At 64.8% G+C, this 24,686-nt stretch carries 27 protein-coding genes; 12 read left to right on the forward strand and 15 right to left on the reverse strand.

The annotated features are described in order from the left end of the window. Window positions 1-96 precede the first annotated feature (96 nt). Window positions 97-1,113, reverse strand: coding sequence for a Hint domain-containing protein (locus AC2FNY_RS14170; RefSeq protein WP_234143610.1), 1,017 nt, complete (start codon window positions 1,111-1,113; stop codon window positions 97-99). A 167-nt stretch (window positions 1,114-1,280) separates the two neighbouring features. Between AC2FNY_RS14170 and AC2FNY_RS14175 the strand changes: the two genes are divergently transcribed. The 7 genes from AC2FNY_RS14175 to AC2FNY_RS14205 all read left to right on the forward strand — a co-directional run bounded on the left by AC2FNY_RS14175 (window position 1,281) and on the right by AC2FNY_RS14205 (window position 8,481). Beyond that, the gene (locus tag AC2FNY_RS14175; protein WP_234166166.1) at window positions 1,281-2,060 is read left to right on the forward strand and encodes an SDR family oxidoreductase; all 780 of its coding nucleotides are present in this window, start codon (window positions 1,281-1,283) and stop codon (window positions 2,058-2,060) included. 3 nt (window positions 2,061-2,063) lie between these two features. Continuing rightward, window positions 2,064-3,170 carry a YhaZ family DNA alkylation repair protein gene (locus AC2FNY_RS14180; protein ID WP_496802865.1) on the forward strand — a complete coding sequence of 369 codons (1,107 nt, stop codon included), beginning with the start codon at window positions 2,064-2,066 and terminating at the stop codon, window positions 3,168-3,170. A gap of 154 nt (window positions 3,171-3,324) precedes the next feature. Beyond that, window positions 3,325-4,380, forward strand: a complete 1,056-nt coding sequence (locus AC2FNY_RS14185) for a methyltransferase domain-containing protein (RefSeq protein WP_496802866.1) — start codon at window positions 3,325-3,327, stop codon at window positions 4,378-4,380. A gap of 90 nt (window positions 4,381-4,470) precedes the next feature. After that, window positions 4,471-5,568, forward strand: coding sequence for an ABC transporter ATP-binding protein (locus AC2FNY_RS14190; protein WP_234143564.1), 1,098 nt, complete (start codon window positions 4,471-4,473; stop codon window positions 5,566-5,568). A 213-nt stretch (window positions 5,569-5,781) separates the two neighbouring features. Then, a complete protein-coding gene (surE, locus tag AC2FNY_RS14195; protein WP_234166169.1) occupies window positions 5,782-6,564 on the forward strand; it encodes a 5'/3'-nucleotidase SurE in 783 nt (260 codons plus the stop codon). Continuing rightward, window positions 6,561-7,208: a protein-L-isoaspartate(D-aspartate) O-methyltransferase gene (locus AC2FNY_RS14200; protein ID WP_234166170.1), complete on the forward strand. Its 648-nt coding sequence runs from the start codon at window positions 6,561-6,563 to the stop codon at window positions 7,206-7,208. The genes surE and AC2FNY_RS14200 overlap by 4 nt, the downstream gene beginning before the upstream one ends. Before the next feature lie 79 nt (window positions 7,209-7,287). Continuing rightward, window positions 7,288-8,481 (forward strand): peptidoglycan DD-metalloendopeptidase family protein, encoded by a 1,194-nt coding sequence (locus AC2FNY_RS14205; RefSeq protein ID WP_234136185.1) that lies wholly within the window; start codon window positions 7,288-7,290, stop codon window positions 8,479-8,481. Window positions 8,482-8,619: 138 nt separating this feature from the next. On the opposite strand, the gene AC2FNY_RS14210 is transcribed toward AC2FNY_RS14205, so the two are convergent. Both AC2FNY_RS14210 and AC2FNY_RS14215 read right to left on the reverse strand, forming a co-directional pair. Beyond that, the gene (locus AC2FNY_RS14210; protein ID WP_234176094.1) at window positions 8,620-9,285 is read right to left on the reverse strand and encodes a helix-turn-helix transcriptional regulator; all 666 of its coding nucleotides are present in this window, start codon (window positions 9,283-9,285) and stop codon (window positions 8,620-8,622) included. Between the two features lie 65 nt (window positions 9,286-9,350). Next, window positions 9,351-9,650 carry a hypothetical protein gene (locus AC2FNY_RS14215; protein WP_234215953.1) on the reverse strand — a complete coding sequence of 100 codons (300 nt, stop codon included), beginning with the start codon at window positions 9,648-9,650 and terminating at the stop codon, window positions 9,351-9,353. A gap of 225 nt (window positions 9,651-9,875) precedes the next feature. Between AC2FNY_RS14215 and AC2FNY_RS14220 the strand changes: the two genes are divergently transcribed. The 4 genes from AC2FNY_RS14220 (at window position 9,876) to AC2FNY_RS14235 (ending at window position 12,455) form a co-directional block, all read left to right on the forward strand. After that, a complete protein-coding gene (locus tag AC2FNY_RS14220) occupies window positions 9,876-10,091 on the forward strand; it encodes a twin-arginine translocase TatA/TatE family subunit (protein ID WP_234143568.1) in 216 nt (71 codons plus the stop codon). A 6-nt stretch (window positions 10,092-10,097) separates the two neighbouring features. Further along, complete coding sequence (gene tatB / locus AC2FNY_RS14225; protein ID WP_234136189.1) at window positions 10,098-10,556, forward strand: Sec-independent protein translocase protein TatB; 459 nt, start codon at window positions 10,098-10,100, stop codon at window positions 10,554-10,556. Then, a complete protein-coding gene (gene tatC / locus AC2FNY_RS14230) occupies window positions 10,553-11,497 on the forward strand; it encodes a twin-arginine translocase subunit TatC (RefSeq protein ID WP_234136190.1) in 945 nt (314 codons plus the stop codon). Before tatB ends, tatC begins: the two co-directional genes overlap by 4 nt. Before the next feature lie 115 nt (window positions 11,498-11,612). Further along, window positions 11,613-12,455, forward strand: a complete 843-nt coding sequence (locus AC2FNY_RS14235; RefSeq protein ID WP_234136191.1) for an ATP-binding protein — start codon at window positions 11,613-11,615, stop codon at window positions 12,453-12,455. A 54-nt stretch (window positions 12,456-12,509) separates the two neighbouring features. On the opposite strand, the gene AC2FNY_RS14240 is transcribed toward AC2FNY_RS14235, so the two are convergent. From AC2FNY_RS14240 to AC2FNY_RS14270, 7 genes are all read right to left on the reverse strand, one after another. Further along, window positions 12,510-13,154, reverse strand: a complete 645-nt coding sequence (locus AC2FNY_RS14240) for an SDR family NAD(P)-dependent oxidoreductase (RefSeq protein ID WP_234136192.1) — start codon at window positions 13,152-13,154, stop codon at window positions 12,510-12,512. A gap of 42 nt (window positions 13,155-13,196) precedes the next feature. After that, window positions 13,197-13,445: a hypothetical protein gene (locus AC2FNY_RS14245; protein ID WP_234136193.1), complete on the reverse strand. Its 249-nt coding sequence runs from the start codon at window positions 13,443-13,445 to the stop codon at window positions 13,197-13,199. A 143-nt stretch (window positions 13,446-13,588) separates the two neighbouring features. Then, on the reverse strand, window positions 13,589-15,058 hold the full coding sequence (gene purF, locus AC2FNY_RS14250) for an amidophosphoribosyltransferase (RefSeq protein ID WP_234167767.1): 1,470 nt from the start codon (window positions 15,056-15,058) through the stop codon (window positions 13,589-13,591). A 138-nt stretch (window positions 15,059-15,196) separates the two neighbouring features. Further along, a complete protein-coding gene (locus AC2FNY_RS14255) occupies window positions 15,197-15,769 on the reverse strand; it encodes a Hint domain-containing protein (protein WP_496802867.1) in 573 nt (190 codons plus the stop codon). 242 nt (window positions 15,770-16,011) lie between these two features. Then, window positions 16,012-16,566: a CvpA family protein gene (locus AC2FNY_RS14260; protein WP_234136195.1), complete on the reverse strand. Its 555-nt coding sequence runs from the start codon at window positions 16,564-16,566 to the stop codon at window positions 16,012-16,014. A gap of 42 nt (window positions 16,567-16,608) precedes the next feature. Continuing rightward, complete coding sequence (radA, locus tag AC2FNY_RS14265; protein WP_496802868.1) at window positions 16,609-17,970, reverse strand: DNA repair protein RadA; 1,362 nt, start codon at window positions 17,968-17,970, stop codon at window positions 16,609-16,611. Window positions 17,971-18,140: 170 nt separating this feature from the next. Continuing rightward, window positions 18,141-18,584 carry a paraquat-inducible protein A gene (locus AC2FNY_RS14270; protein ID WP_496802869.1) on the reverse strand — a complete coding sequence of 148 codons (444 nt, stop codon included), beginning with the start codon at window positions 18,582-18,584 and terminating at the stop codon, window positions 18,141-18,143. 109 nt (window positions 18,585-18,693) lie between these two features. Between AC2FNY_RS14270 and AC2FNY_RS14275 the strand changes: the two genes are divergently transcribed. After that, a complete protein-coding gene (locus tag AC2FNY_RS14275; RefSeq protein ID WP_234136198.1) occupies window positions 18,694-19,137 on the forward strand; it encodes a thioesterase family protein in 444 nt (147 codons plus the stop codon). A 37-nt stretch (window positions 19,138-19,174) separates the two neighbouring features. Here AC2FNY_RS14275 and AC2FNY_RS14280 read toward each other — a convergent pair whose 3' ends face one another. The 5 genes from AC2FNY_RS14280 to AC2FNY_RS14300 form a co-directional block, all read right to left on the reverse strand. Next, window positions 19,175-19,924 carry an ABC transporter ATP-binding protein gene (locus AC2FNY_RS14280; protein ID WP_234143577.1) on the reverse strand — a complete coding sequence of 250 codons (750 nt, stop codon included), beginning with the start codon at window positions 19,922-19,924 and terminating at the stop codon, window positions 19,175-19,177. Next, window positions 19,921-20,703: an MlaE family ABC transporter permease gene (locus AC2FNY_RS14285; protein ID WP_234136200.1), complete on the reverse strand. Its 783-nt coding sequence runs from the start codon at window positions 20,701-20,703 to the stop codon at window positions 19,921-19,923. Before AC2FNY_RS14285 ends, AC2FNY_RS14280 begins: the two co-directional genes overlap by 4 nt. Beyond that, window positions 20,700-21,821: an alanine racemase gene (alr, locus tag AC2FNY_RS14290; RefSeq protein ID WP_496802870.1), complete on the reverse strand. Its 1,122-nt coding sequence runs from the start codon at window positions 21,819-21,821 to the stop codon at window positions 20,700-20,702. Before alr ends, AC2FNY_RS14285 begins: the two co-directional genes overlap by 4 nt. A 30-nt stretch (window positions 21,822-21,851) precedes the next feature. Next, entirely contained in the window at window positions 21,852-22,805 is a 954-nt protein-coding gene (locus AC2FNY_RS14295; protein WP_496802871.1) for an isopenicillin N synthase family dioxygenase, read from the reverse strand. Between the two features lie 210 nt (window positions 22,806-23,015). After that, on the reverse strand, window positions 23,016-24,506 hold the full coding sequence (locus AC2FNY_RS14300; RefSeq protein ID WP_234136203.1) for a replicative DNA helicase: 1,491 nt from the start codon (window positions 24,504-24,506) through the stop codon (window positions 23,016-23,018). Window positions 24,507-24,686 lie beyond the last annotated feature (180 nt).

The following is a 24,686-nucleotide window of genomic DNA, read 5'->3' on the forward strand; positions in this document are numbered from 1 at the left end:
TAAGCAGAGAGGGCAACAGGTCAAGACGCAGGGGGCGTCGTGGCGGTCGCGATGCCGTGAGCGACCCGGCCAGACAGATCAACGCTGGCGTGACGCTCAGCGTTTGGTCGAGGCGCGTTTCAAGAGGTCGATTGCATCGGGCCGGTCGAGCAGCGCCTTGGCCACATCCATTCCGTGTCCCTCGCCACTTGCATGCTGATCCAGCAGCGGGCTGACCTGTTCCAGCATCTCTTGCGGCAGGGCGGGCCGGGTGCGCGGGTCGAGCAGCATGGTTTCGGCCGCGATCCCCTCGGCATAGATGATGTGATGGCGGTCGAACAGCAACTGGAAATAGTCGACAAAACCGCCCTCTTGCACGAACACGGTATCGCCATTGACCAGATGCCGGGCCTTGACCAGCAGTTCCGGCCGGCCGACGCCGATCTCGTCACGGCGCTGATAGACAAAGAGCCGGTGATCGGGGCTGACCACCAAGTCATTTTCATTGTTCAGCGTGCCGGCGCGGATCACGATGGGGGCAAATTCGCCCATTGCCCGCACCGTGGTCTGACCGATCCAGCGCACCTCGCGCACACCGTCGTCACGGGTTAGCACCCGGTCGCCGACCTTCAGGTCCTCGATGCGGACCTGCGCGCCTGACCCCAGCGTGATATGGGTGCCGCGGGTGAACGAGACACAGGCGACCTGGGCGAATTTCTGGCCTGCGCGGTCGCGGTCAACGCCCACCAGCGTATAGTCGGTCTTGGGCAGCAGAGGTGCCAGCGGCAACAGGTAGAGCTCGGCGATATGGCCGGTCGTGTCGAGTTCGACCAGCACGATGGCGTCGGTGGTATGGCCGTCGGGACTCATCAGGCTCAGCGCGCAATCCAGATGCAGCGCGGCGCCCGGCTGCCCGGTCTCGGTGTCCCCGGCGATCCGGAACCCGCCGTCCTCCATGGCCTCGATCCCCAGCCGCCAGGTCCGCGCGTCTGTCGCCATGCCATAGACATCGTCCAGCATCAGCTCGTCCATCGGGGCAACCGCATCGCCCAGATTGGCGCCATTGGTCACCGAGAAATCCTCGGCAAGGTAAACGGGAACGGATTGGATCGGGGCGTATCGGGTCACGGAGATGGTCCGGATGTTGGTTAACAGGGTACCGGTTGAAAGAAGTCTAGCACCCGGTTGGACGCTTCAACAGAGCATGCACCGAAAATGTGGCGTGGATCCGCCGCTCGGGTGGTGAAGTGCGGGCAAATGATGTTAGCTCCGAACAACAGAGCATGAGGGGAGAACGCGATATGGATCTGGGGATTTCCGGCAAGCGGGCGCTGGTCTGCGCCTCGTCCAAGGGGTTGGGCCTGGGCTGTGCCAAGGCGCTGGCGGCGGCAGGTGTCGATCTGGTGATGAACGCGCGCGGCGCCGACGCGCTGGAGGCGGCAGCCGAGGCGATTCGCGGCGCGCATGGGGTGACTGTGACCACCGTCGCCTGCGACGTCACCTCCGAGGCGGGGCAGGCGCAGGTGATCGAGGCGGCCCAGGGTGTCGATATCCTGGTCACCAATGCGGGCGGCCCGCCGCCGGGCCTGTGGTCGGACTGGGACCGCGACGATTTCATCCGCGCGCTGGACGCCAACATGTTGACGCCCATCGCCTTCATGAAGGCGCTGTTGCCCGGCATGATCGACAAGGGCTGGGGCCGGGTGGTCAACATCACCTCGCAATCGGTGCGCGCGCCGATCCCGGCGCTGGGCCTGTCCAACGCCGCCCGCACCGGTCTGACCGGCTATGTCGCGGGCACCTCGCGGCAGGTGGCGCCACATGGCGTGACGATCAACAACCTGCTGCCCGGCATCCATGCCACCGACCGCGCCAATGCGCTGGACGGCCCGGTGGCAGAGCAAAAGGGCATCTCGCTTGACGCCGCGCGGGCCGAGCGCGCCGCCACCATTCCCGCCCGGCGCTATGGCACGCCCGAGGAATTCGGCGCCGCCTGCGCCTTTCTCTGCTCGCAGCATGCGGGGTTCATCGTCGGCCAGAACCTGCTGCTGGATGGCGGCGGCACCAATCTGACGATGTAAGGCATGACACAGGGATTTTCGCTCAAGGATCAGCTGTTCAACGCGGACAAGGTGGCCTATCTGGCCGGGTTGTTCGACGGTCCCGGCTTTGACGCGCCCGGGTTCCGGGCCCGGGTCATGACACGGCTGCCCGAACTGGAACTGAAGGCGCGCATCGATTGGATTGCGGCCTGCCTGGCCGACATGGTGCCGGGCGAATTGCCCGAGGTGGCGCCGGTGATCCTGCGCGCGCTGCCGCCGCCACTGGATCCGACGCTGTCAGATGATGATTTCGGCGATTTCATCTTTGCCCCGCTGGGGGAATGGGTCGCGGCGGTGGGGATAGAGCATCCCGACCTTGCGTTTGATGTGCTGGCAGAGCTGACGCAGCGGTTTTCGATGGAATGGGCGATCCGCCCGTTCCTGAACCGCTGGCCGGATCAGGTGCTGGCGCGGATGGAGCTGTGGTGCGATCACGACAGCTATCACGTGCGCCGGCTCGTCAGCGAAGGCACCCGCCCGCGGCTGCCCTGGGGGTTGGGCGTGTCACTGGATCTGGAGGCGGCGCTGCCGTTGCTTGACCGGTTGCACGGCGATCCCACCCGCTATGTCACCCGCTCGGTTGCCAATCACCTCAACGATATTTCCAAGAAGGTCCCCGATCTGGTGCTGACCCGGCTGGCGGACTGGCGCGAGGCGGCGCGGCAACGGCCCGAGGAGCTCAGCTGGATGACCGGTCACGCGCTGCGCGGCCTGGTCAAGGCAGGGCACCCGGGCGCCATGGCGGCACTGGGCTATGATCCAGACGCCGCACTTGACGTGGCGCTGAACCTGCCCGGAGAGGCCCGGATCGGCGACGCGGTCGAGATCGGCGTGACCCTGAGCGGCGCGTTGGACGTGCCGGTGCTGGTCGACTATATCGTGCATTTCCAGCGCCCCGGCGGCAAGAGCTCGGCCAAGGTTCACAAGTTGAAACAGGGGCGCCTGAGCGGTGGGCGTCTGCATCTGTCCAAGCGGCACAAGCTGAAGGGAGATGCCAGCACCTTTACCCTGGTGCCCGGACCCCACCGGGTCGAGGTGCAGGTCAATGGGCGGGTACGCGCCGCCGGAAGCTTTGCCCTGCTTGAGTGAGCGGGCAGGGGGCGCTGCCCCCGTCCTGCGGACTCCCCCGGAGTATTTTGGGCGAAATGAAGAGCGATCACGCTTGGTTCAGAGAGGGTGCGGCGCCGTTGTCTATGGTTGCGGTGCGGGTTAGGTCAGGGATGGATGGACAGGAGGGTGTGACATGACTCACGAAGCGGTTCAGAGCTATTATGGAGAGGTGCTGCAAAGCAGCGCCGATTTGCAGACCAATGCATGTTGTACCCCCGACGCGGTGCCTGCGCATCTGAAGCCGGTGTTGGGCAAGCTGCATGACGAGGTGATGGCGCGCTATTACGGTTGCGGGCTGATCGCGCCGCTGGCGCTGGAGGGCGCGCGCATCCTCGATCTGGGCTGTGGTGCCGGGCGCGATGTCTATGCGCTGTCGGCGCTGGTGGGCGAAAGCGGCGCGGTGGTCGGCGTCGACATGACGCCCGCACAGCTGGAGGTGGCGCGGTCCCATCAGGCCTATCATGCCGAGGTATTCGGTCACGGCGCGCCCAATACCGCGTTTCACCAGGGCTATATCGAAAAGCTGGACGAGCTGCCGCTGGAGCCTGGCTCGTTCGACATCATCGTGTCGAACTGCGTGCTCAATCTTGCTACCGACAAGGCGGCGGTGCTGCGTGGTGCGCAAAGACTGTTGAAGCCGGGGGGCGAGATGTATTTCTCGGATGTCTACGCCGACCGGCGCATCCCCGAGGCGCTGGCGCGCGACGAGGTGCTTTATGGCGAATGCCTGTCGGGCGCGCTTTACTGGAACGATTTCCTGAGCCTGGCGCGCGGCGCGGGATTTGGCGATCCGCGCATGGTCGAAAGCCGGTTGCTGACCATCGAGAACCCAGAGCTGGAGCGCCGCGTCGGCCCGATCCGCTTTCTGTCGGCGACCTACCGGCTGTTCAACCTTGCCGGGCTGGAGCCTGATTGCGAGGATTACGGACAGGCGGTGATCTACAGGGGCACGGTGCCGCATGCGCCGCATGAGTTCGTGCTGGATGATCATCACGTCATCGAGACCGGCAAGGTGTTTCCGGTTTGCGGCAACACATGGCGGATGCTGGCCGAGACACGGTTTGCGCCGCATTTCCAGTTCATCGGCGATTTCTCGACCCATTACGGCATCTTTGCCGGATGCGGTGGCGCATCGCCGTTCAATGGGCTTGAGGCCGCGGCGCCCGCGGTATCCGGGGGCTGCTGCTGACGCGTCCCGCCTTGCGCAGCGGGGGCGGGGTTGTTATCCCCGGACCAACTCCCGACCAAAAGGCTTGGGATAGGCAGTGAGGCCCGGCAGGTGAACGCAGGACAGACACCTCCACGATTGGAGATCCGCAATCTGGTGCGCGTCTTTGACGGGCGCCGGGTCGTCGATGACGTGTCGCTGCACATTCGCGCGGGGCAGGTGACCTGTCTGCTGGGCCCGTCGGGTTGCGGCAAGTCCACCACCCTGCGGATGATCGCCGGGGTCGAGATGCAGGACAGCGGCGAGATCTACGTGGACGGCAAGCTGATCTGCGACACCGTGTTCCGTGTCCCGCCAGAGCGGCGCGCGATCGGGCTGATGTTCCAGGATTTCGCGCTGTTTCCCCATCTGAGCGTGGCGGGGAACGTCGCTTTTGGCCTGAAAGGCAGCCGCGAAGAGAAGCGCGCCCGGGTCGAGGAACTGCTGGCGCGGGTGTCGCTGAGCGGTCATATCGACAGCTATCCGCATCAGCTTTCGGGGGGTGAACAGCAGCGGGTGGCGCTGGCGCGCGCGCTGGCGCCGCGGCCGCGCATCATGTTGATGGACGAGCCGTTCTCGGGGCTCGACAACCGGTTGCGCGACGGCATCCGCGACGACACGCTGGCGCTGCTCAAGGAAGAGGATGCGGCGGTGCTGCTGGTCACGCATGAGCCGGAAGAGGCGATGCGCATGGCTGACGAGATCGCGCTGATGCGTGGTGGTCGGATCGTGCAGCAGGGCGCGCCATATAACGTCTATACCCGGCCCGCGGACCGGGCGGCGGTTGCCTTCTTCAGCGATATCAACGTTCTGCGGGCAACTGTCACCGGCGCACTGGCGCAGACGCCCTTTGGCCAGTTCCTCGCTCCGGGTATCCCGGACCGCACCGAGGTCGATATCGTGTTCCGGCCGCAGCATGTGAAGCTGGATTTCGACCGGGGTGGCAAAGGACCGCTGCCGACGCCCAGCGACGGCGTCGCCGCGCGCGGGGTGGTCGAACGGGCACGGTTTCTGGGCAGCGAGAGCCTTGTGGAGTTTCGCATGGATTTCGACGGGTCGCTGCTGAAGGCTACGGTGCCCAATGTGTTCATCCCTGAAACAGGGCGGGTGATGTGGCTGACCATCCGGCGCGACCGCTGTTTCGTGTTCCCGGCGGATCGCAGGCGCTGAGCGCGTGCCCCGGGCGGTGGCAAAAAATGTCCCATTTTTTGTGCCAGAATTTCGGCGAAATTCTGGGCGTTCGCCGCGAGCTGAACGGGTTTCCTCGTAAGGGGTTTTTATAGCAGGCAGGGCACAGGTGCCGCAGGCGTGCAACAGTCCGTCGGCGCGCGCTTGCCGCGCGGTGGAGGGGCGTCTATCAAGGGCCAAACAGGGCGGGGCGACATGCGCATACTCATCACCAATGACGACGGGATCAACGCGCCGGGGCTGGCGGCGCTGGAGCAGGTGGCCGAGGAACTGGCGGGGCCGGAGGGCGAGGTCTGGATCGTTGCGCCTGCGTTCGAGCAATCCGGTGTCGGCCATTGCATCAGCTATACCCATCCGATGCTCATCGCGCGCCTGGGCGAGCGCCGCTTTGCCGCCGAAGGCTCTCCCGCCGACTGCGTTCTGGCCGGCCTGCATGACGTGATGAAAGAGGCGCTGCCCGATCTCGTGCTGTCCGGTGTGAACCGGGGCAACAATGCCGCCGAGAACGCGCTCTATTCCGGTACCCTGGGGGGCGCGATGGAGGCGGCGCTGCAGGGCTTGCCCGCCATTGCGCTCTCGCAATTCTTTGGCCCGCGCAACTATGGCCGCACCGACCCTTTCGAGATTGCCCGAAGCCATGGGGCGCAGGTGATACGGCGTATCCTCGACACCTGGCCTGACGAACGGCCGGATTACCGGCTATTCTACAACGTCAATTTCCCGCCCGTCCCCGCGGCCGAGGTCAAGGGAATCCAAGCCGCGCGCCAGGGCTTTCGCGAGGGTACGCGGTTTTCCGCCGAGCCGCATCTGTCGCCCGCGGGCAAACGGTTCCTTTGGATCAAGGGCGGCGACCAGCAGCAGCGTACCGCGCCGGGCACCGATGCGGCGGCCAATCTTGACGGTTATGTCTCGGTCACGCCGATGCGCGCGGACCTGACCGCCGACGATGCGCTGGAGGCCTTGCAGGCAACTTTATGAGCGGCCCCGATCCCGAAACCAAGATGCAGTTCCTTTTCGCGCTCCGCTCCAAGGGGGTGACCGACAAACGGGTGCTGGCGGCGATGGAAGAGGTGGATCGCGGCCTGTTCGTGCGGGGCCTGTTCTCGGGACGCGCCTATGAGGATATGCCCCTGCCCATCGCCTGCGGCCAGACCATCAGCCAGCCCTCGGTGGTGGGGCTGATGACACAGGCGCTTGAGGTTACGCCGCGCGACAAGGTGCTCGAGGTCGGCACCGGATCGGGCTACCAGGCGGCGATCTTGGCGAAACTGGCGCGTCGGGTCTATACGGTCGACCGCCACGCCCGGCTGGTGCGTGCCGCGCAATTGGTGTTTCAGCAATTACAGTTGGTCAATATCACCACCATGACCGCCGACGGTTCTTTCGGTCTGCCAGATCAGGCGCCCTTCGACCGGATCATCGTTACTGCTGCGGCAGAAGATGCGCCCGGCCCGCTCTTGGCGCAGCTCAAGATCGGGGGTATCATGGTTTTGCCCGTGGGGCAGTCGGACACGGTTCAGACCTTGATCCGGGTGCGCCGTACCGAACAGGGTTTCGACTATGATGAACTTCGTCCGGTTCGGTTCGTACCACTGCTCGAGGGGCTGGGCAAGGATGGCTGACGGGGATGTCCCGTGCCTGACAGGATTGAACGACGCAAACCCCTGGACCACATGGGGGGGCGACTTTGAGGATTGCAAAATGAGCCGATTGTTCCGAACTCTGCCACGCCCGATGATGGGCCTGTCCGCGCTGGCCATGCTGGCCGCCTGCGAGGCGCCTTTGGACTATGATCTACGGGGACAAATCGGGGCTTTCAACACAACCGAGGCAGCGCAAACCGCCCGAACCACCGCGCGACCGCAACCGGACCCGCGCGGGGTGATTTCCTATCCCAATTATCAGGTGGCTGTGGCTAAGCGCGGCGATACGGTGACGACGCTTTCAGACCGGGTCGGTTTGCCGGTCGGAGAGGTGGCTCGGTTCAACGGGCTGCAACCGGCCGACGGGTTGCGCGAGGGCGAGGTGCTGGCGCTTCCACGCCGTGTCGCAGAGCCGACCGGGCAGGGTAGCAATGTGGATATCGCCAGCCTCGCCGGCAGTGCCATCGACCAGGCGCCAGAGACCACCCCCGTCGAAACCACGGCGCTGGAGCCGGCCAAACCGGTGGCCCAACCCGCGCCGAAACCGAAAGCGCCCGAGCCGGTGCGGCACAAGGTGGCGCGCGGCGAAACAGCATATACCATCTCGCGGCTCTATCAGGTGCCGGTCAAGGCGCTAGGTGAATGGAACGGACTCGGCCCCGATTTTGCGATCCGCGAGGGTCAATACTTGCTGATCCCGATCAAGGATCAGCCGGCTCCGAGTACTGCGGCCAAACCAGCTGCGACCGCTGCAACCACCACCGCCGCGGTCAGTGCCCCCGGAGTCGGTTCGCCGACGCCAACCCCGCCCAGTGCGACCAAGCCGCTGCCCGAGGAAAAGGTGCCCGCCGCCAAACCGCAAGAACCTGATGTATCGGTTGGTCAGCCCACCGCGAGTAGCTCTGCGCGCCTCGCCTTCCCGGTAAAAGGCAAGATTGTGCGCCCGTATTCAAAGGGTAAGAATGACGGGATCGACATTGCTGGCGCTGCGGGCAGTCCGGTCAGCGCCGCCGAGGCGGGTACAGTGGCGGCGATCACCGCCGATGCCGACCAGGTGCCGATCGTGGTGATCCGCCATGCCGACAACCTGCTGACGGTCTATGCCAATGTGGACGGGATCGAAATCAACAAGGGCGATACCGTCAAACGCGGGCAAAAGATCGCCCGCTTGCGCGACGGCGAGAACGCCTATGTGCATTTCGAGGTGCGCAAGGGGTTCGACAGTTTCGATCCCGAACCCTATCTGAAATGACGGTTACGGGCCCTGCGGCCCGTGCCTCCGGCGGGAGTATTTTCGACCAGAAAGAAGCGGCAGAGAGTCCCGCCCCTTCATTTCGCTGAAAAAACTCCGGGGGAGTCCGCAGGACGGGGGCAGCGCCCCCTGCCGCGCTCAGGGCTGGTAGTCGGCCAGGGTCTTGCCCGGCTCGTCGCGGAAGAGTTCGGGCAGGGGGCTGAGCGTTTCGATCAGGTCGATGCGGAACACGCGGAAGCCCGCGCGCAGTTCACACCAGGCGGTGAGCGTCCAGACCCGGCCCCAATACTCCATGTGCAGCGGGCGAATGGTGCGTTCGGTCAGTTCCCCGTCGATCCGACGATAGACGAGCCGCAGCTTCTGGCGCGCCTTGATCGCGGCGCGGATCGGCGCCATATGCGCCAGCCCGCGGGCGGCATCGGCAAAAGGGTAGACCGCGAATTTCCAGGCATCGGCCTCGGCCACGGTCTGGGTGGGCAGCACCGCGTCGATCTTTTCCGCCAGGCGCTGGGCGGCGGCTTTCAACTCGGGATCGGCGGCCTCGGCCACGATGGCCATGCCGAGGTTCAGCGCCTCGAGTTCCTCGGGCGTCAGGTTCAGCGGCGGCAAGGTGATCTGCTCGCGCACCATGTAACCCACGCCGCGCTCGCCCTCGACCGGAATGCCCGAGGCGGCCAGCGTGTCCATGTCGCGATAGATGGTGCGGACAGAAACCTCGAGCCGCGCGGCGATGTCGCGCGCGCGGTGCAGCTTCCCGTCGCGCAGGATCTGGATGATGTCGAACAGGCGGTCGGTGCGGCGCATGGCCTACCCTTCGCGCGGGCCGGGGGCGCTGGTCAAGGCGCAAACGAGCGCCCTGACCCAGGCGTCTACATCTGCCAGAGCACGGTTTCATGCCGCATGGAAACGCTGTCGGGCGCGATTGCACCCATCAGCGCTGCGGCGCAATCGGCGCTTTCAAACGCCTTGGCCGCGGCTGTGGCAGCCGCTGCGTCGGACCAGACGACATAGTCGGTCCAGCGGCCATCGGCGCCCAGGCTGAGCCTGCGATGCTGAAAGCCGGGCAGCCCGCGCACGAAGCGTTCGGTCTCCTGGCTCAGGGTGACGAATTCGGCCTCGGTCACACCGGGCGCCAGTGCGAAGGTGACGATTTCCGCGGTTTGTTTCATGGTCTGCTTACCTTGTGTCCATGTTGCGATGGGCTGGATCTAGCCCCCTGCAACTGACATAAACCTGTCAGTTGATTGTGGCCGCCCCGGCGTTTTGTCGTTTTTTCGGGTTTTGCGTGGCTTGCCGGACCCTGTCCCGCTTTGCCGCGACAGATCAGAAGAGTAGACCGGGGCAGAGACATTTGCGCGGGCCGGCAGGCCCCAACGAGATCAAGGAGAGATCACATGCTCAACAATATCGGTCTTCCCGGCCTTCTGCTTATCGCCGTTGTGGTGCTGGTCCTGTTCGGACGCGGCAAAATCAGCTCGCTCATGGGCGAGGTCGGCAAGGGCATCACCGCCTTCAAGAAGGGTGTGAACGACGGCACCAAGGAGCTGGAGGACGACGCGGCCCAGGTGGCCAAGGACGTCACCCCCGAGGCCGACAAGGACAAGGCATAACCGCGCATGTTCGATCTGGGCTGGAGCGAGCTTCTGGTGATCGGCGTCGTGGCGCTGATCGTCGTGGGGCCAAAGGACCTGCCGGTATTGTTCCGCAATATCGGGCGCTGGGTCGGCAAGGCCCGCGGGCTGGCACGTGAATTCAGCCGGGCCATGAACGACGCCGCCGACGAGGCGGGGGTCAAGGATATCTCCAAGGGGCTGAAAGCGGCGACCAACCCGGTCAGCACCGCGATGGACGGGGTGCGCAAGGCGGCCACCGATTTCAAGACCGATCTGGACCCCACCAAATACGACCCTGACAGCGAAACCGGCAAGCTGGCGACCGAGCGGGCCGAGCAGGCAAAGAAGATACAGGCCGCCACCGCGCGCGTCGCTGCCGAGCGGCGTCTGCGCGAGGCCACGGCCGAGCTTGAAAAGGCGCAAGAGGCCGAGGCGGCGTTGAAACCCGGAACCGAGACATGAGCAAGACAGACGAGATCGACGATACCTCTGCGCCGCTGATCGAGCATCTGGCCGAGTTGCGCACCCGGCTGATCCGGGCGGTTCTGGCCTTTATCGTGGGGATCGTGCTGGCCTTTACGGTGGCCGAGCCGATATTGCAGTTCCTCTTGGCGCCGATCGAGGCAACGCTGCGCGACCTGGGCGATCCGTCGCCCACGCTGCAATATACCTCGCCGCAGGAATATCTGTTCACGCTGTTCCGCATTTCGATGGTGTTCGGCTTTGCACTGTCCTTTCCCGTGATCGGCTATCAGCTGTGGCGCTTTGTGGCGCCGGGGCTGTACCGGTCCGAAAAGGGCGCGTTCCTGCCGTTCCTGATCGCCTCGCCCTTCATGTTCCTGCTGGGGGCGTCGTTCGCGCAATTCGTGGTGACGCCGCTGGCGATGCAGTTCTTTCTGGGCTTTGCCGATGTCAGTTCGATCTTTGCCAACCTGCTGACGGGGGGCGGGGGCACGGTGCCCTCGGATGTGGCGGTGGTTCCCGAAACCTCGGAAGGGGTCAAGATCACCTTCTTCGGCAAGGTCAACGAATCTCTTGATATCACGCTGAAATTCATCATGGCCTTCGGCCTTTGCTTTCAGCTGCCCGTTCTGTTGACGCTGATGGGCAAGGCCGGACTGGTCAGCGCCGAGGGGCTGGGCAGCGTGCGCAAATACGCCATGGTTGCGATCCTGACCCTGGCCGCGTTGGTGACCCCGCCCGATGTGGTGACGCAGATCATTCTGTTCACCGTGGTCTATGGGCTTTACGAGATCTCGATCTTCCTAGTGGCTCGCGTCGAGAAGAAGCGCGAGGCGCAGCTGCGGGCCGATGGCTATTTCGACGACGACGAGGAAGAGTTCGACGACCCGCTGATGGCCGAATTCGACGAAGAGGAAGCCGCGCAAGAGCGCAAGGAATAACTCCGCAGTTCAGGTTTCAACTGGCGCCCGGGCATCTGCCCGGGCGTTTTCGACATGCCATCTTGCCGCCCGTGCAGGAACATGGTTTCTGTCCCGGACGCAAATGGAGGCGACGATGACAGAAGACGCGCTGAACCGTATCGCCGACGCTTTGGAGCGCATGGCGCCCGCGCCTTTGCGCGCGCCCGATTTCAGCAGCGCGCCAGCCTTTGTTTGGCACGTTTCCCCCGACCGGCTGGAACCGGTGGCCCAAGTCAATCGGGTCGATCTCGACCTGTTGGTGGGTATCAACCGCTCGCGTGATACGCTGCTCGACAACACCCGTCGGTTTGCCTCTGGCCACGGCGCCAACAACGCCCTGCTCTGGGGTGCCCGTGGCATGGGAAAATCCAGTCTGGTCAAGGCAGTGCATGGCGCACTTCAGGCTGAGTTTCAGGAACTGAAACTGGTGGAACTGCAGCGCGAGGACCTGCCCTCGGTTGCGCGCCTGCTCAACCACCTGCGTGTAGCGCCGCAGCGCTTCATCCTGTTCTGCGACGATCTCAGCTTCAGCCATGATGACCAGCATTACAAATCGCTCAAGGCGGTGCTGGATGGCGGCATCGAGGGGCGACCTGAAAACGTGGTCTTCTATGCCACCTCGAACCGGCGCCACCTGATGCCGCGCGACATGATCGAGAACGAGCGTTCCAACGCCATCAATCCCTCCGAGGCGGTCGAGGAAAAGGTCTCGCTCAGCGATCGCTTCGGTCTCTGGCTGGGGTTCCATCCCTGCGATCAGGATGAATACCTGGCGATGATCGACCGATACTGCGCCGCCTATGGGGTAAAGGTCGCCCCCGATACCCTGCGCGCCGAGGCGATCGAATGGCAGGCGACCCGCGGCGCCCGCTCGGGCCGGGTGGCGTGGCAGTTCTTCACCGATCTGGCGGGCCGTCAGGGCATCGCGCTGCGCTGATCCCTTTCATTCCGCCGCAAATACTCCCGCCGGAGGCGGACCCGTCCGCGCGGCTCAGAGCAACGCCACGATCCGCGTTGCCTCGTCCGCACACGGGGTCAGCGCCGCGCGGTCCTCGCCCGGATGGAATCGGGCGCGCAGCGCGGTCGCCATCGGCGCCGGTTCCACGATGGTGACGCGCGGACCAGTGCGTTCGGTCTCTGCCGCCCAGCTTCGGGCCAGCGACATCTGCGCCGCCTTGCTGGCCCCATAAGCGCCATAGAACTTGGCACCGGCCTTGGGGTCGTCAAAGAACACCACCTGTCCGGCCTCGCCCAGCAGCGGTGCCACATAGGGGATCAGGACCGAGGTCGCGGTGGCGTTCACCGCAATGGATTTGGTCCAGTCCTTGGGGTCGACGAAGACTGCCGGGCTCAGGGGCGCTGCGTGAATCGCGGTGTGCAGCCACAGGTCGAGCCGCCCCCAACGGTCGTGGATGCCACGGCAGAGCGTTGCCATGGCGGCCGGATCGGTGATGTCCATCGGCGCCAGCGTGGCGCTGCCACCGCGCGCCTTGATCCGGTCATCGAGTTCCTCCAGCGCGCCCGACGTACGGGCGACGGCGATGATGTGATGGGTGGGCGCCAGCGCTTCGGCCAAGGCCGCGCCCAGGCCGCGCGAGGCACCGGTGATCAGGGCCAGTTTGGTCTCTTGTGTCATGGCTGCGGTTTGACGGTGGCAGGCGGTCGCGTCAAGGGGGGATCAGCCTCCGGCGATATCGACCCGCCGGGTCCGGCCGCCATGCCGCAACACCACACCCTCGGCGTCGATGCCAAGCACCTCACCCGCGCGTGTGCGGTCACCGGGAGAGACTTCCTCGACCTTGCCACCCGGCAGCCGCACCAGAGCGCGCAGATCACCCGAGGGGCCGAACACGCCCAGCACGGTCAGGGTGTTCGCACGGATTTTCGCCGCCTGGGTGGCGGCCTCTTCGACGATTCCATTTGCCATGATCTGTTCTGCCCGTTTGTTCGACAGCGCGCTCTATCAGGAGAGCGCCTTGGGCGAAAGCCGCCAATCCATGTCCCGGCAGTATCCCGCCGGTGCGGTGGCCAAGAAAATTCGGCGAATTTTCTTGGGGCGTTGCGCCCGGCCTATTCGGCGGCTTTCAGCGAAAAGCCCTTTTCGATCATGTCCGAGGGCCGCACCGGGTATTCGCCCGAGAAACAGGCGTCGCAATATTGCGGACAGGCGCTGTCACGGCCATTTGTCTCGCCCACGGCGCGATAAAGCCCGTTGAGCGAAATGAATTTCAGGCTGTCCACCCCCAGATGGGTGCGCATCTCGTCCTCGGTCATGGTGGCGGCCAGCAGTTTCTCGCGCTCGGGCGTGTCGACGCCATAGAAACAGGGCCAGGCGGTGGGCGGGCTGGCGATGCGGAAATGCACCTCCTTGGCACCGGCATCCAGGATCATGTCCTTGATCTTGCGGCTGGTGGTGCCGCGCACCACCGAATCGTCGACCAGGATCACCCGCTTGCCGCGGATCAGAGCGCGGTTCACGTTCAGCTTCAGCCGCACGCCCATGTTGCGGATCTGCTCGGTGGGCTCGATGAAGGTGCGGCCCATATACTGGTTGCGGATGATCCCCATCGCATAGGGAATGCCGCTTTCCAGCGAAAAGCCGATCGCCGCCGGGGTGCCGCTGTCGGGCACCGGGCAGACCAGATCGGCTTCGACCGGGCTTTCCTTGGCCAGTTCGCGGCCGATCGCCTCGCGCGTCTCATAAACGCTGCGCCCGCCCAGGATCGAATCGGGGCGCGAGAAATAGACATGTTCGAAGATGCAGAACTTGGACGGCTGCGGGCGGAAGGGGAAATGGCTTTCGACGCCGCCGTCGGTGATCACCACCATCTCGCCCGGTTCGATCTCGCGGATGAACTCGGCACCGATGATGTCCAGCGCGCAGGTCTCGGAACTGAGACACCAGCCGTCGCCGATCCGGCCCAGCACCAGCGGCCGCACGCCCAGCGGGTCACGGACGCCGATGAGCTTGGTCCGGGTCATCGCCACCACCGAAAACGCGCCCTCGACCCGGCGCAGCGCATCCTCCATCCGCTCGGGGATATTGCGCTGCAACGAGCGGGCCATCAGGTGGATGATGCATTCGCTGTCCGACGAGGACTGAAAGATCGAGCCACGCTCGATTAGCTCGCGCCGCAGCGCATTGGCATTGGTGATGTTGCCGTTATGGGCAATCGCCGCGCCGCCCATGGCAAACTCGCCGAAAAAGGGCTGCACGTCGCGGATCTGGGTCTGACCTTTGGAGCCGGCGGTGGAGTAGCGCACATGGCCGATGCCGAGCGGGCCGGGCAGGGTCTCCATCACCGATTGCGAGGTGAAGTTGTCGCGGACATAGCCAAAGCGGCGGGCCGAGTTGAACCCCTGTTCCGGGTCATGGGTGACGATACCGCCCGCCTCTTGCCCCCGGTGTTGCAGCGCATGCAGGCCGAGCGCCACGAAACTGGCGGCGTCCTGAACGCCGATCACCCCGAATATTCCGCATTCCTCGCGCAGCTTGTCGTCGTCAAAGGGGTGGGCAATGGGAAAGCGCGGGGCGGGCATCTGCGGGCTTTGCACGGGGGCAGCTCCGATTCCGTTTCAGGTCACGCCCCACATACTGCCTCTGGCCCCGGCTGTCACGAAAGGATCATAAATTCTTTCGTGACAGGCCGCGGCAAAACGGGTGCTTGCCCTTTCTGATCACGCCGCCAGGTCGGGAGCCAGATTGCCACCGCTGCGCAGCATCAGCAGGGCGCGGGTCTGACCATAGTCGAGGCGATGGAAATGGCGGGCGGGGGTCTCGCCGGGCATCAGGATGCGGGCCCCGGTCTGGGCCCAGACAACCTCTTCCTCGGCAAAGCGCAGGGCATGGGCGGGCAGCGGCGCGGCGGGTCGCTTGTGAATGCCCGCGAACCCGGCCAGCGCAGCCACCGGGGCCAGCACGGTGGGCAGGCCGAACAGGCGGCGGCAGTCGGGACCGTTCAGGGCCAGGAAATGCCCCTCGGGCAACAGCAGGTCCGAGCAGGTGCCCAGCGTGCCGCCGGGAATACACCAGAGCGGCACGGGCGCGGCAGTCACCGCATGGGCAGCGGTGACCTTGCAGAACCCGCCGTCGATGGTGGCCACCCGGTCACCGGCGCGAATGTCCTCGATTGCGGACCAGCCGGTTTCGGTTTCCAGCAGGGTTCCGGCAGGCAGGCCGGGAACCGCGGGCGTCAGGGCAGGGGTTACGGCGGCAAAGCGGGCAAAGGCAGTATCATGAGAGAGCAGCATCGGGGGTCCTCCTGTCGCTGACGTCTGTTCTGGACTGCCGCCAGAATGGGGTCCGAATTCCGCCGAATTTTCGACACGATTAAGGCCAAATCCGAGAACCGTTGCCAGCACCGGAACAGTCATGCCTCAGCTGCGGGATTCCCCCAAGCCCGAGAACGTGGGGTAAGGTCCTGTTAACCAAGAGAAAGCCCGCGCGGCGGGGCCGGGCGGGCTTTCGAATGCGATTCGTGGCGGCCGCGCGGTTACTGGGCGCAGGTGCCGACCAGTCCCTCGTATTGCTGGGTGACCCAGCCCAGCGCGGCCTCGGGGTTCTGCTGCTCGATCTTGCCGGTCATGCGGGCAAAGACCTGGGCCGAGCGGCTTTCATCGACGATGGTGAAATTCTGCCCGGTCATGACCGTGTCGTAGACAAAGAAGGCAATCGCCACCAGCAGCACACCGCGCGCCACGCCAAAGATGAAGCCCAACCCCTGGTCCAGCCCGCCCAAAGCGGAACGCTGTACCAGCGAAGAGAACAGCGGCGTGAAGAAGCTGACCACCACCAGCGCCAGTGCAAACACGGCGGCGAAGGCGGCGATCACCGACAATTCGCAACTGTCGGTCAGAAACTCGCCCACCACCGGCAATTCGCGGATAAGCGGCATCGCCTTGGGCGCAAACAGAAAGGCAAGTACCGCAGCCGCGATCCAGCCGGCGATGGCCATGGCCTCGCGTACGAAGCCGCGCGCATAGGCCAACAGCGCCGAAAGCACGATGATCAGGGCAACGACCCCGTCGATGATGGTGAAACCTTCCATGGCCCTCGCCTGTCCGTTCCTTGCTGCCCTTTGGGGGCGGTGTTATCCGGCTCCGAAGAACTCGCCGACAAAGCCGACCAGATCGGTGGGTCGGGTCATCGCCAGCCCCTCAAGGGTGCCGGTCTTGCCGCCCGCCGGAGCGATGGCTGAGGTGAAACCAAGTTTTTGCGCTTCTTTCAACCTGTTTTCCGTCTGGCTTGCGGGTCGAAGCGCGCCCGAGAGGGAAATTTCGCCGAAAATCACCGTATCGGCGGGCAGCGCGCGGTCCTCGCGCGCGCTGAGAAGCGCGGCGGCAACCGCCAGATCGGCAGCGGGCTCCGAGATTTTCAGCCCGCCCGCCACGTTCAGATAGACATCGAGCCCGGCAAAGGGGATGCCGCAACGCGCCTCGAGCACGGCGAGGATCATCGCCAGCCGCCCGCCATCCCAGCCCACCACGGTGCGGCGCGGCTGGCTGTGGGGTGAGGGTGCGACAAGGGCCTGCAACTCGACCAGCACGGGGCGGGTGCCCTCGATCCCGGCAAAGACCACCGAGCCGGGGCTGGGGGCGCCGCGCTCGCTGAGGAACAGGGCCGAGGGGTTGGTGACCTCAGAGAGCCCCGCGCCGGTCATCTCGAACACGCCGATCTCGTCCGCCGCGCCGAACCGGTTTTTGACGCTGCGCAGGATGCGGAACTGATGGCCGCGCTCGCCCTCGAAATAGAGCACGGTGTCGACCATGTGTTCGACCACGCGGGGGCCGGCGATCTGGCCCTCCTTGGTGACATGGCCCACCATGATCACCGAAATGCCGGTGCGCTTGGCAAAGGTTGTCAGCTCATGCGCCGAGGCGCGCACCTGGCTGACGCTGCCCGGCGCGCTGTCTACATTGTCGGCCCACATGGTCTGGATCGAATCGATGATCACCAGTCCGGGTTTCTCGGCCTCGAGCGTGGTGAGGATGTCGCGCAGGTTGGTCTCGGCGGCCAGTTGCACCGGCGCATCCGCCAACCCCAGCCGACGGGCGCGCATGCGCACCTGCGCGCTGGCCTCTTCGCCCGAGACATAGAGGGTTTTCAGACCCTTGCGGGCAAAAGCGGCTACCGCCTGCAATAAAAGCGTGGATTTGCCGATACCCGGATCGCCGCCCACCAGAATCGCCGAGGCGGGCACCAGACCGCCGCCCAGCACCCGGTCCAGCTCGTCTATCCCCGACAGCGCGCGGGGCGGCGGGGTCTCTTCCGAGGCGAGATCGGTGAGGGCGACGGCCCGGCCTCGCCTGGTGCCGAGCGATGTCTTGGCCGGACCCACCGACAGGCCCGCATCCTGGGAGATGGTGTTCCATTCGCCGCAGCCTTCGCAGCGGCCCGACCATTTGGTGAAGGACGCTCCGCAGGCGGAGCAGGAGAAAGAGGGTTTTGCCATACGCGCTTAGTGCCCTGTCTTTGGCGACACCTCAAGAGCGGAGCGCTCCCGCCCCCCGTCGGGCGCCCCTGGCGGGACGCCCGCGGGCGTTGGGCCGGGCGCCGCTGTCGAGGCGGTTTCTTGCGAGGCTCTGCCTCGCGCTCCGGGATATTTGGGGCAAGAGGAAGGGGTTATGGTGTTTGTTTTTGCCGGCGTTCGGTCAGCAGGCCCAGCGTGATGGACGCGAGGATGCAGCCGGTGAAGAGATAGAGGCCCCAGGCGACCTCGATGGTGGCATAGGAGATGCCCTTGGCCAGGGTGATGTAGAGCGCGATCAGGAAGATATCGGCCATGGCGAGCTTGCCCAGCACGTGCAGCGCGGGCTGTGCCCGGGGATCGAGCAGTTCCCACTGGATCAGGGCGGTGCCGATGGTCTTGATATACGGGGCGAAGAGCGCGAATGCGGTGACGATCAGCGCCAGCGCCACGTCCGAGGCCCAGAGGCTTTGCAGCCCGGTGATCACGCTGATTTCGCTGAGGCCGAAGATCGGCAGCAGCCCTGCGCGCATCAGCGGCGCGAACCAGGCGATGGGATAGAGGATCAGCAGCGAGAGGGTGGCGAGGCGGAGGGTCATCGGAATGTCTCGTTGTTTGCGACGACCGACCTAATCAGCCATCCACATGGCCACAAGCCTTGAGCGGTGTGAAACCTGCTATCATGAACGGGGAAAAGGGGAGGTGGTCATGTCAGATTTTGTTTCGTTCCGGTCTGTTGTCGACCCGTCGGATTGCGATTTTCTGGGTCACATGAATGTGTCGCGCTATTTCGCGGCCTGTTCCGATGCCGTGTTCGCGGTGCAATCAGAAATGGGCATGACCGCCGAGGACATGCGAAGCGGGCGGCGTCTGTCCTTTGCGGTGGTGCATGCGGACAGCAGCTTTTTGTCTGAACTGGCGGCTGGTGACGCGATCTACATGCGGACCAGCGTGGTCGAATGCGGTGGCAAGTCGGTGACCTTTCGCCACCGTTTGTTTCGGGCGGGGGATGGCAAGGAGGCCTTTCAGAGCGTTTTCAAATGCGTGCTGCTCAACCTCGACACCCGGCGGGCAGAGATGCTGCCCGATGAGATACGGATCAAGGCGCAGGAATGGGTCGAGGAGGGATGTACCGGGATGCCCGGAGCCTAGCAGCGCGCACCGAAACACTTGCCGCGGGGCGCTCGGCTCAGCGCACTGCCTCGATCGGGCCTTCGGCCCGGCCATGGATGAACTGATCCAGATAGGGGTCGCCGCTGTCGTCCATCTGCGCCACCGGGCCGGTCCATTGGATCACGCCGCCATGCAGCATCGCCACGTTGTCGGCAATCGCGCGCACGCTGGTCATGTCATGGGTGATGGTCATCGCGGTGGCGCCCATCTCGGTCACGATCTCTCGGATCAGCTCGTTGATCACGCCGGCCATGATCGGGTCGAGGCCCGTGGTGGGCTCGTCAAAGAAGATGATCTCGGGCTCGGCGGCGATGGCGCGCGCAAGGCCCACACGTTTCTGCATGCCGCCGGAGAGTTCCGCCGGAAAGCGGTCGGCCACGTCGGGTTTCAGCCCGACACGGCGCAGTTTCTCGATGGCGATTTCGCGGGCTTCGGCCTGGGGACGCTTCAGCGAGCCGCGTAGCAGGCGAAAGGCGACGTTCTGCCAGACCGGCAGCGAGTCGAACAGCGCGCCGCCCTGGAACAGCATCCCGAACCGGGCCAGGAACGCATCGCGGTCGCTGGTATCGGCGGCATCCTTGCCATCGACATAGATCTTGCCGCTGTCGGGCTTGATCAGCCCCAGCACGCATTTCAGCGCCACCGACTTGCCGGTGCCCGAGCCGCCGATGATCACCATCGAGGTGCCGCGCGGTACATGCAGGTTCATCCCCTGCAACACGCGATTGGGGCCAAAGGCCTTGTGGACATTCTCCATCCGGATCATATCGAGAAGAACACCCCCGTGAGAACAAAGTTGGCCGCCAGGATCAGCACGGCGGCCGCCTCGACCGAGCCCTTGGTGGCGCGACCCACGCCCTGGGCGCCGCGGCCGGAGTTCATGCCGTAATAGCAGCCCATGACCGCCGCGATGACGCCGAACACCGCCCCCTTGACCAGCGACGAGACCACGTCGCGGGTTTCCAGGAAATCGACGGTGTTTTGCAGATAGGCGGCGGCGTTGAAGCCGAGGTTCTGCACCGCCACCGTATAGCCGCCCATGATGCCGATGATATCGCCGATACCCACCAGCAGCGGGACCGTGATCAGCGCCGCCAGCACCCGCGGCGCGGTCAGGTATTTCATCGGATGGGTCGAGAGTGTCACCAGCGCGTCGATCTGCTCGGTCACCTTCATCGTGGCGATCTCGGCCGCGATCGAGGAGGTGACGCGGGCGGCGATCATCAGCCCCACCAGCACCGGACCCAATTCGCGTACCATGCCGATGGCGACGATCTGCGGCACCACGGCCTCGGCGTTGAACCGGGCGCCACCGGCATAGATCTGCAAGGCCAGCGCGCCGCCGGTAAAGATGGCAGTCAGGCCAACCACCGGCAGCGACAGCCAGCCGATATTCAGCAGCGCAACCGCCAGTTCACGCGGGTAGTAAGGCGGGCGCAGGATATGACTGACCGCGTCGAGCGCAAACAGCGTTACCCGGCCAAAGCTGGCCAGAACAGACAGGACCAGCCGGCCCAGCCGAGCCAGGAGTGCAAGCGGGCTCATTCCGCGATGCTCTGCGGCAACAGGTCGGGGCGGCGCTGCAACTTGTCACGGATCGATTCGACGGCGCGCTCGGCGCTGGCCGAGCGGCTGACATAGCTGCGGCGATAGCGTCGGCCCATCGAAGTCAGGATTTCATAGCCGATGGTGCCGGCGGCCTCGGCCAGATCATCAACGGTCTGAAGCCGGTTGAGCAGTTGCAGGCTGGCGGGTTCGTGGTCCAGTGCGCTGACATCGACAGTGATCAGATCCATCGAGATCCGGCCCACCACCGGGCAGGCGACCTTGCCAGCATAGAGCGAGATGCCACGCCCCATCGCGCGGTGCAGCCCGTCCGCATAGCCCGCCGCCACCGTGGCGATACGGCTGGCGCGCGGGGCGGTCCAGCTGTTGCCATAGCCCACCGTTTCGCCCTGAGCCACGTCGCGCACCTGGATCACCGGCAGGTCGAGGGTTACGACCGCCTTGGCCTCGTCGAACGGTTCGCCCCCATAGAGGCCGACGCCGGGGCGGCAGAGGTCAAAGTGATAATCCGGCCCCAGCAGGATACCACCCGTGGCCGCCAGTGAGCGCGGAACTTTAATTCCGTCCGTCATCTCTTTGAAAACGCGCAATTGTTTGCGGTTCATATCATGGTCTGGTTCATCGGCGCAGGCCAGGTGCGACATGATCAGAACCGGGTTCTGGCGCAGCGCGATCTCGCGCAGCTGAGCCCAGTCTTCGGGTTCCAGCCCCAGCCGGTTCATTCCGGTGTCAAGCTGGATGCCAAAGCGGTGGCCCGGCAACTGCTCCACATGGCGGAGCATCTGATCGACCGAGTTGATCATCGGGGTCAGCCGGTTGGCGCGCAGGATGCCCGCGTCGCCCTCCATATGGCCCGAGAAGACACCGATCATCGGTTCGGGACCGACCGCCTTGCGCACCGCGGCGCCTTCCTCGGCGGCGGCGACAAAGAACTTGCGGGCCCCGGCACGGGCCAGGCGGGCGGCGACACGGCCAGACCCAAGGCCATAGCCATCGGCCTTGACCACGGCAGCGGTCTCGGTGGCGGTGCGGGCATCCAGCGCCCGCCAGTTGTCGGCAAGCGCGTCGAGGTCGATGGTCAGATGTGCGGTACTCATGCCCCGTTCATGCCATGGGGGACGCGGGGGTCAAGGGGAATTGGCGGTTGCGCACGCGGGTTTGTGGGCGTCATAGGCGGCTTCAAGCTCGGATCTGAGGAAATCGCCAAAAACCAGCGGCGGAAATTTCGGCGCGCCGGTTCCCGGAAGCGGTTCAATCACCGTATTCACATGCGGATCGTAGAAGAACGCGCAACTGAACCGTTCGTGTCCCGAACGGTTGATCACCCGGTGCGGGGTCGATTTGAGCCGTCCGTTCGACATCCGGAGCAGCATGTCACCCACATTGACCACCAGCGCGCCGGGGCGATGGGGCACGTCGACCCACTGGCCCGCCGGGGTGCGCACCTGAAGCCCGCCGACACTGTCCTGCGCCAGCAGGGTGAGGCAGCCGAAATCGGTATGAGGAGCAGAGCCGTAGAGATCGTCCGGGCTGGCCGGGGGCTGCGGTGGGTAATGCAGCAGGCGCAGCCAGACGGTCGGGCGGTCAAAGGCCGACAGAATGGACAGGTCAGTGACACCAGCAGCCGCGAGCGCGATGGTCGTCAAACGGCGACCAAGCGCGCTCATCGCTGCGCTGTAGCGTTCCAGGACATCGCGGAACCCGTCCAGGTCCGGCCAGCGGTTCGGCCCCGACAGATACTCCTCCGGGATCGCCACCGGGTCCTCTCGCATCATCATGAAACTGGCCGACTGGTTCGGCTTGGTCACGGTGGCAAGGGTCGAGTTCACGTCGGTCGAACTGTTGATCGGGATATAGCCGCGATGGCTGCGGTCGACCGCGATGGCCATCTTCTGCTCAAGCGGCAAGGCATGAAACCGGCGCGCGGCCTCGAACAGCGCTTCGGTCAGGGCGGGGTCGATGCCGTGACCGGTGACATACCCGAAACCTGTGGTGCCATAAGCCGCAAGGAAATCCGCGGCGCTCTCTGTGTCGGGACGATCACCCAGATGGATGACGGGAATCTCGGTGAATTCGGTCATGTCCTTCTCGCGTTGCGGGACCGGGAAACAGCTGGGTCGCAGGTTCTGTCCGTTTCGATTTGTCGACTTGCCGTCTCTCTCGCGGCGCACACCATGGATCGGGCCGGGAAAGATGTTTGGCTGGTGCGCCACAAGCCCTTGGTTTTGCGTCTATTCTCCAGGCATTTGCTGGTGACGCGGCACGGGGGGGCGATACCCGTGGACGCGCCCTCAGTATTCCGCGATTTCGCCGCCCTGTTGCCAGGGCTTCACGAGATTTCCAAATCGGGTGAACTGCGCCTCGAAGCTCAGTTCGACCGTGCCGATGGGGCCGTGACGCTGTTTGCCCACGATCACCTCCGCCTTGCCGTGCAACCGTTCCATCGCGGTTTTCCACTCTTCCATCCGGTCCAGCTCGTGATCGCCCGGCTTTTCGCGTTCCTTGTAATATTCCTCGCGGAACACGAACATCACCACGTCGGCATCCTGCTCGATCGAGCCCGATTCCCGCAGGTCGCTGAGCTGTGGCCGCTTGTCGTCGCGGTTCTCTACCTGACGGGACAGCTGGGACAGCGCGATGACCGGAATGTTCAGCTCCTTGGCGATGGCCTTCATCCCCATCGAGATCTCGGCGATCTCGTTCACCCGGTTGTCAGCCATCCCCCGGCACAGCTGGAGATAGTCGATCACCAACAGGTCCAGCCCATGTGTCCGCTTCAGCCGCCGCGCGCGTGCGGCCAGCTGGCTGATCGGCAGGGCGGGCGTGTCGTCGATGAACAGCGGGCAGGCCTCCAGATCCTTGGCGGCGTTGACGAAGCGTCGGAACTCGTCCTCGGTCATGTCGCCCTGGCGGATCTTGTGGCTGGAGATTTCCGAAGCCTCGGCCAGAACCCGGCCCGCCAGCTGCTCGGCGCTCATTTCCAGGCTGAAGAAGCCCACCACGCCGCCATCCACCGCGCCCTCGGTGCCGTCATGGCGCTGGCCACGCTTATAGGCCTTGGCCACGTTGAACGCGATGTTGGTCGCCAGCGAGGTTTTCCCCATCGACGGACGCCCGGCCAGGATGATCAGGTCGGATGGGTGCAACCCGCCCAGCTGCTTGTCCAGATCGACCAGCCCGGTCGAGATGCCAGCCATGCCGCCGCCGCGCTGATAGGCCTGGTTGGTGACATTGACTGCCTCGGTTACAGCCTTGAGAAAGCTCTTGAATCCGCTGTCGGTCTGGCCCTGTTCGGACAGCTTGTAGAGCTTCTGTTCGGCCTCGACGATCTGCTCCTTGGGCTCGCTGGCCACATCGACGCGCGCCGCCTTGTCCGAGATGTCGCGGCCCAGCCGGATCAACTCGCGCCGGATCGCCAGATCATAGATCATCTGCGCATAGTCGCGCACGGCAAAGGCGCTGATCGAGGCACCGGCGAGATTGACCAGATAGGCGGCCCCGCCCAGTTCCGCCAGCCCCGCATCCTCGGCCATGAAGGATTTCAGCGTCACCGGCGAAGCCAGCGCGTTCTTGGCGATGCGGGCGGCGGCCACCTCCCAGATACGGGCATGCACCGGGTCATAGAAATGTTCGGGTCCGATGATTTGGGCGACCCGGTCATAAAGGTCGTTATTGGTCAGGATCGCGCCCAAGAGCTGCTGTTCGGCCTCGACCGAATGCGGCATGGTGTCCGGGTTTTGGACTTCGGCAGTTGCCTGTCCGATTGTGGTGATCTCGTTCATGTCTGCTCTACCGCCTCTTGGGTCAGAGGTCATAGCCGAGCGTCGCGAGTCGGCCAAGTTGTATGTTTTCTGGGGATATGCTGTGCATATCTCCGCACCCCCCGTATCTTGAAGGAGCGGCGGGGGGTACGTCAATATCTGGTGGAGCGGCGGCGCCTTTCAGCCAAGAGACGCCCGGGT

The organism is Ruegeria sp. BHSC223 (assembly GCF_059613025.1).

Coding starts and splice junctions, on each gene's coding strand:
- AC2FNY_RS14235 (WP_234136191.1), top strand. CDS start 11,613: ATGACAGAAGACGCGCTGAACCGTATCGCCGACGCTTTGGAGCGCATG.
- tatC (WP_234136190.1), top strand. CDS start 10,553: ATGAGCAAGACAGACGAGATCGACGATACCTCTGCGCCGCTGATCGAG.
- AC2FNY_RS14210 (WP_234176094.1), bottom strand. CDS start 9,285: ATGCGCCGCACCGACCGCCTGTTCGACATCATCCAGATCCTGCGCGAC.
- AC2FNY_RS14200 (WP_234166170.1), top strand. CDS start 6,561: ATGAGCGGCCCCGATCCCGAAACCAAGATGCAGTTCCTTTTCGCGCTC.
- AC2FNY_RS14240 (WP_234136192.1), bottom strand. CDS start 13,154: ATGACACAAGAGACCAAACTGGCCCTGATCACCGGTGCCTCGCGCGGC.
- AC2FNY_RS14185 (WP_496802866.1), top strand. CDS start 3,325: ATGACTCACGAAGCGGTTCAGAGCTATTATGGAGAGGTGCTGCAAAGC.
- purF (WP_234167767.1), bottom strand. CDS start 15,058: ATGCCCGCCCCGCGCTTTCCCATTGCCCACCCCTTTGACGACGACAAG.
- AC2FNY_RS14180 (WP_496802865.1), top strand. CDS start 2,064: ATGACACAGGGATTTTCGCTCAAGGATCAGCTGTTCAACGCGGACAAG.
- radA (WP_496802868.1), bottom strand. CDS start 17,970: ATGGCAAAACCCTCTTTCTCCTGCTCCGCCTGCGGAGCGTCCTTCACC.
- AC2FNY_RS14275 (WP_234136198.1), top strand. CDS start 18,694: ATGTCAGATTTTGTTTCGTTCCGGTCTGTTGTCGACCCGTCGGATTGC.
- AC2FNY_RS14285 (WP_234136200.1), bottom strand. CDS start 20,703: ATGAGCCCGCTTGCACTCCTGGCTCGGCTGGGCCGGCTGGTCCTGTCT.
- AC2FNY_RS14175 (WP_234166166.1), top strand. CDS start 1,281: ATGGATCTGGGGATTTCCGGCAAGCGGGCGCTGGTCTGCGCCTCGTCC.
- surE (WP_234166169.1), top strand. CDS start 5,782: ATGCGCATACTCATCACCAATGACGACGGGATCAACGCGCCGGGGCTG.
- AC2FNY_RS14245 (WP_234136193.1), bottom strand. CDS start 13,445: ATGGCAAATGGAATCGTCGAAGAGGCCGCCACCCAGGCGGCGAAAATC.
- AC2FNY_RS14280 (WP_234143577.1), bottom strand. CDS start 19,924: ATGATCCGGATGGAGAATGTCCACAAGGCCTTTGGCCCCAATCGCGTG.
- AC2FNY_RS14205 (WP_234136185.1), top strand. CDS start 7,288: ATGAGCCGATTGTTCCGAACTCTGCCACGCCCGATGATGGGCCTGTCC.
- AC2FNY_RS14270 (WP_496802869.1), bottom strand. CDS start 18,584: ATGACCCTCCGCCTCGCCACCCTCTCGCTGCTGATCCTCTATCCCATC.
- AC2FNY_RS14260 (WP_234136195.1), bottom strand. CDS start 16,566: ATGGAAGGTTTCACCATCATCGACGGGGTCGTTGCCCTGATCATCGTG.
- AC2FNY_RS14300 (WP_234136203.1), bottom strand. CDS start 24,506: ATGAACGAGATCACCACAATCGGACAGGCAACTGCCGAAGTCCAAAAC.
- AC2FNY_RS14215 (WP_234215953.1), bottom strand. CDS start 9,650: ATGAAACAAACCGCGGAAATCGTCACCTTCGCACTGGCGCCCGGTGTG.
- AC2FNY_RS14295 (WP_496802871.1), bottom strand. CDS start 22,805: ATGACCGAATTCACCGAGATTCCCGTCATCCATCTGGGTGATCGTCCC.
- AC2FNY_RS14255 (WP_496802867.1), bottom strand. CDS start 15,769: ATGCTGCTCTCTCATGATACTGCCTTTGCCCGCTTTGCCGCCGTAACC.
- AC2FNY_RS14220 (WP_234143568.1), top strand. CDS start 9,876: ATGCTCAACAATATCGGTCTTCCCGGCCTTCTGCTTATCGCCGTTGTG.
- alr (WP_496802870.1), bottom strand. CDS start 21,821: ATGAGTACCGCACATCTGACCATCGACCTCGACGCGCTTGCCGACAAC.
- tatB (WP_234136189.1), top strand. CDS start 10,098: ATGTTCGATCTGGGCTGGAGCGAGCTTCTGGTGATCGGCGTCGTGGCG.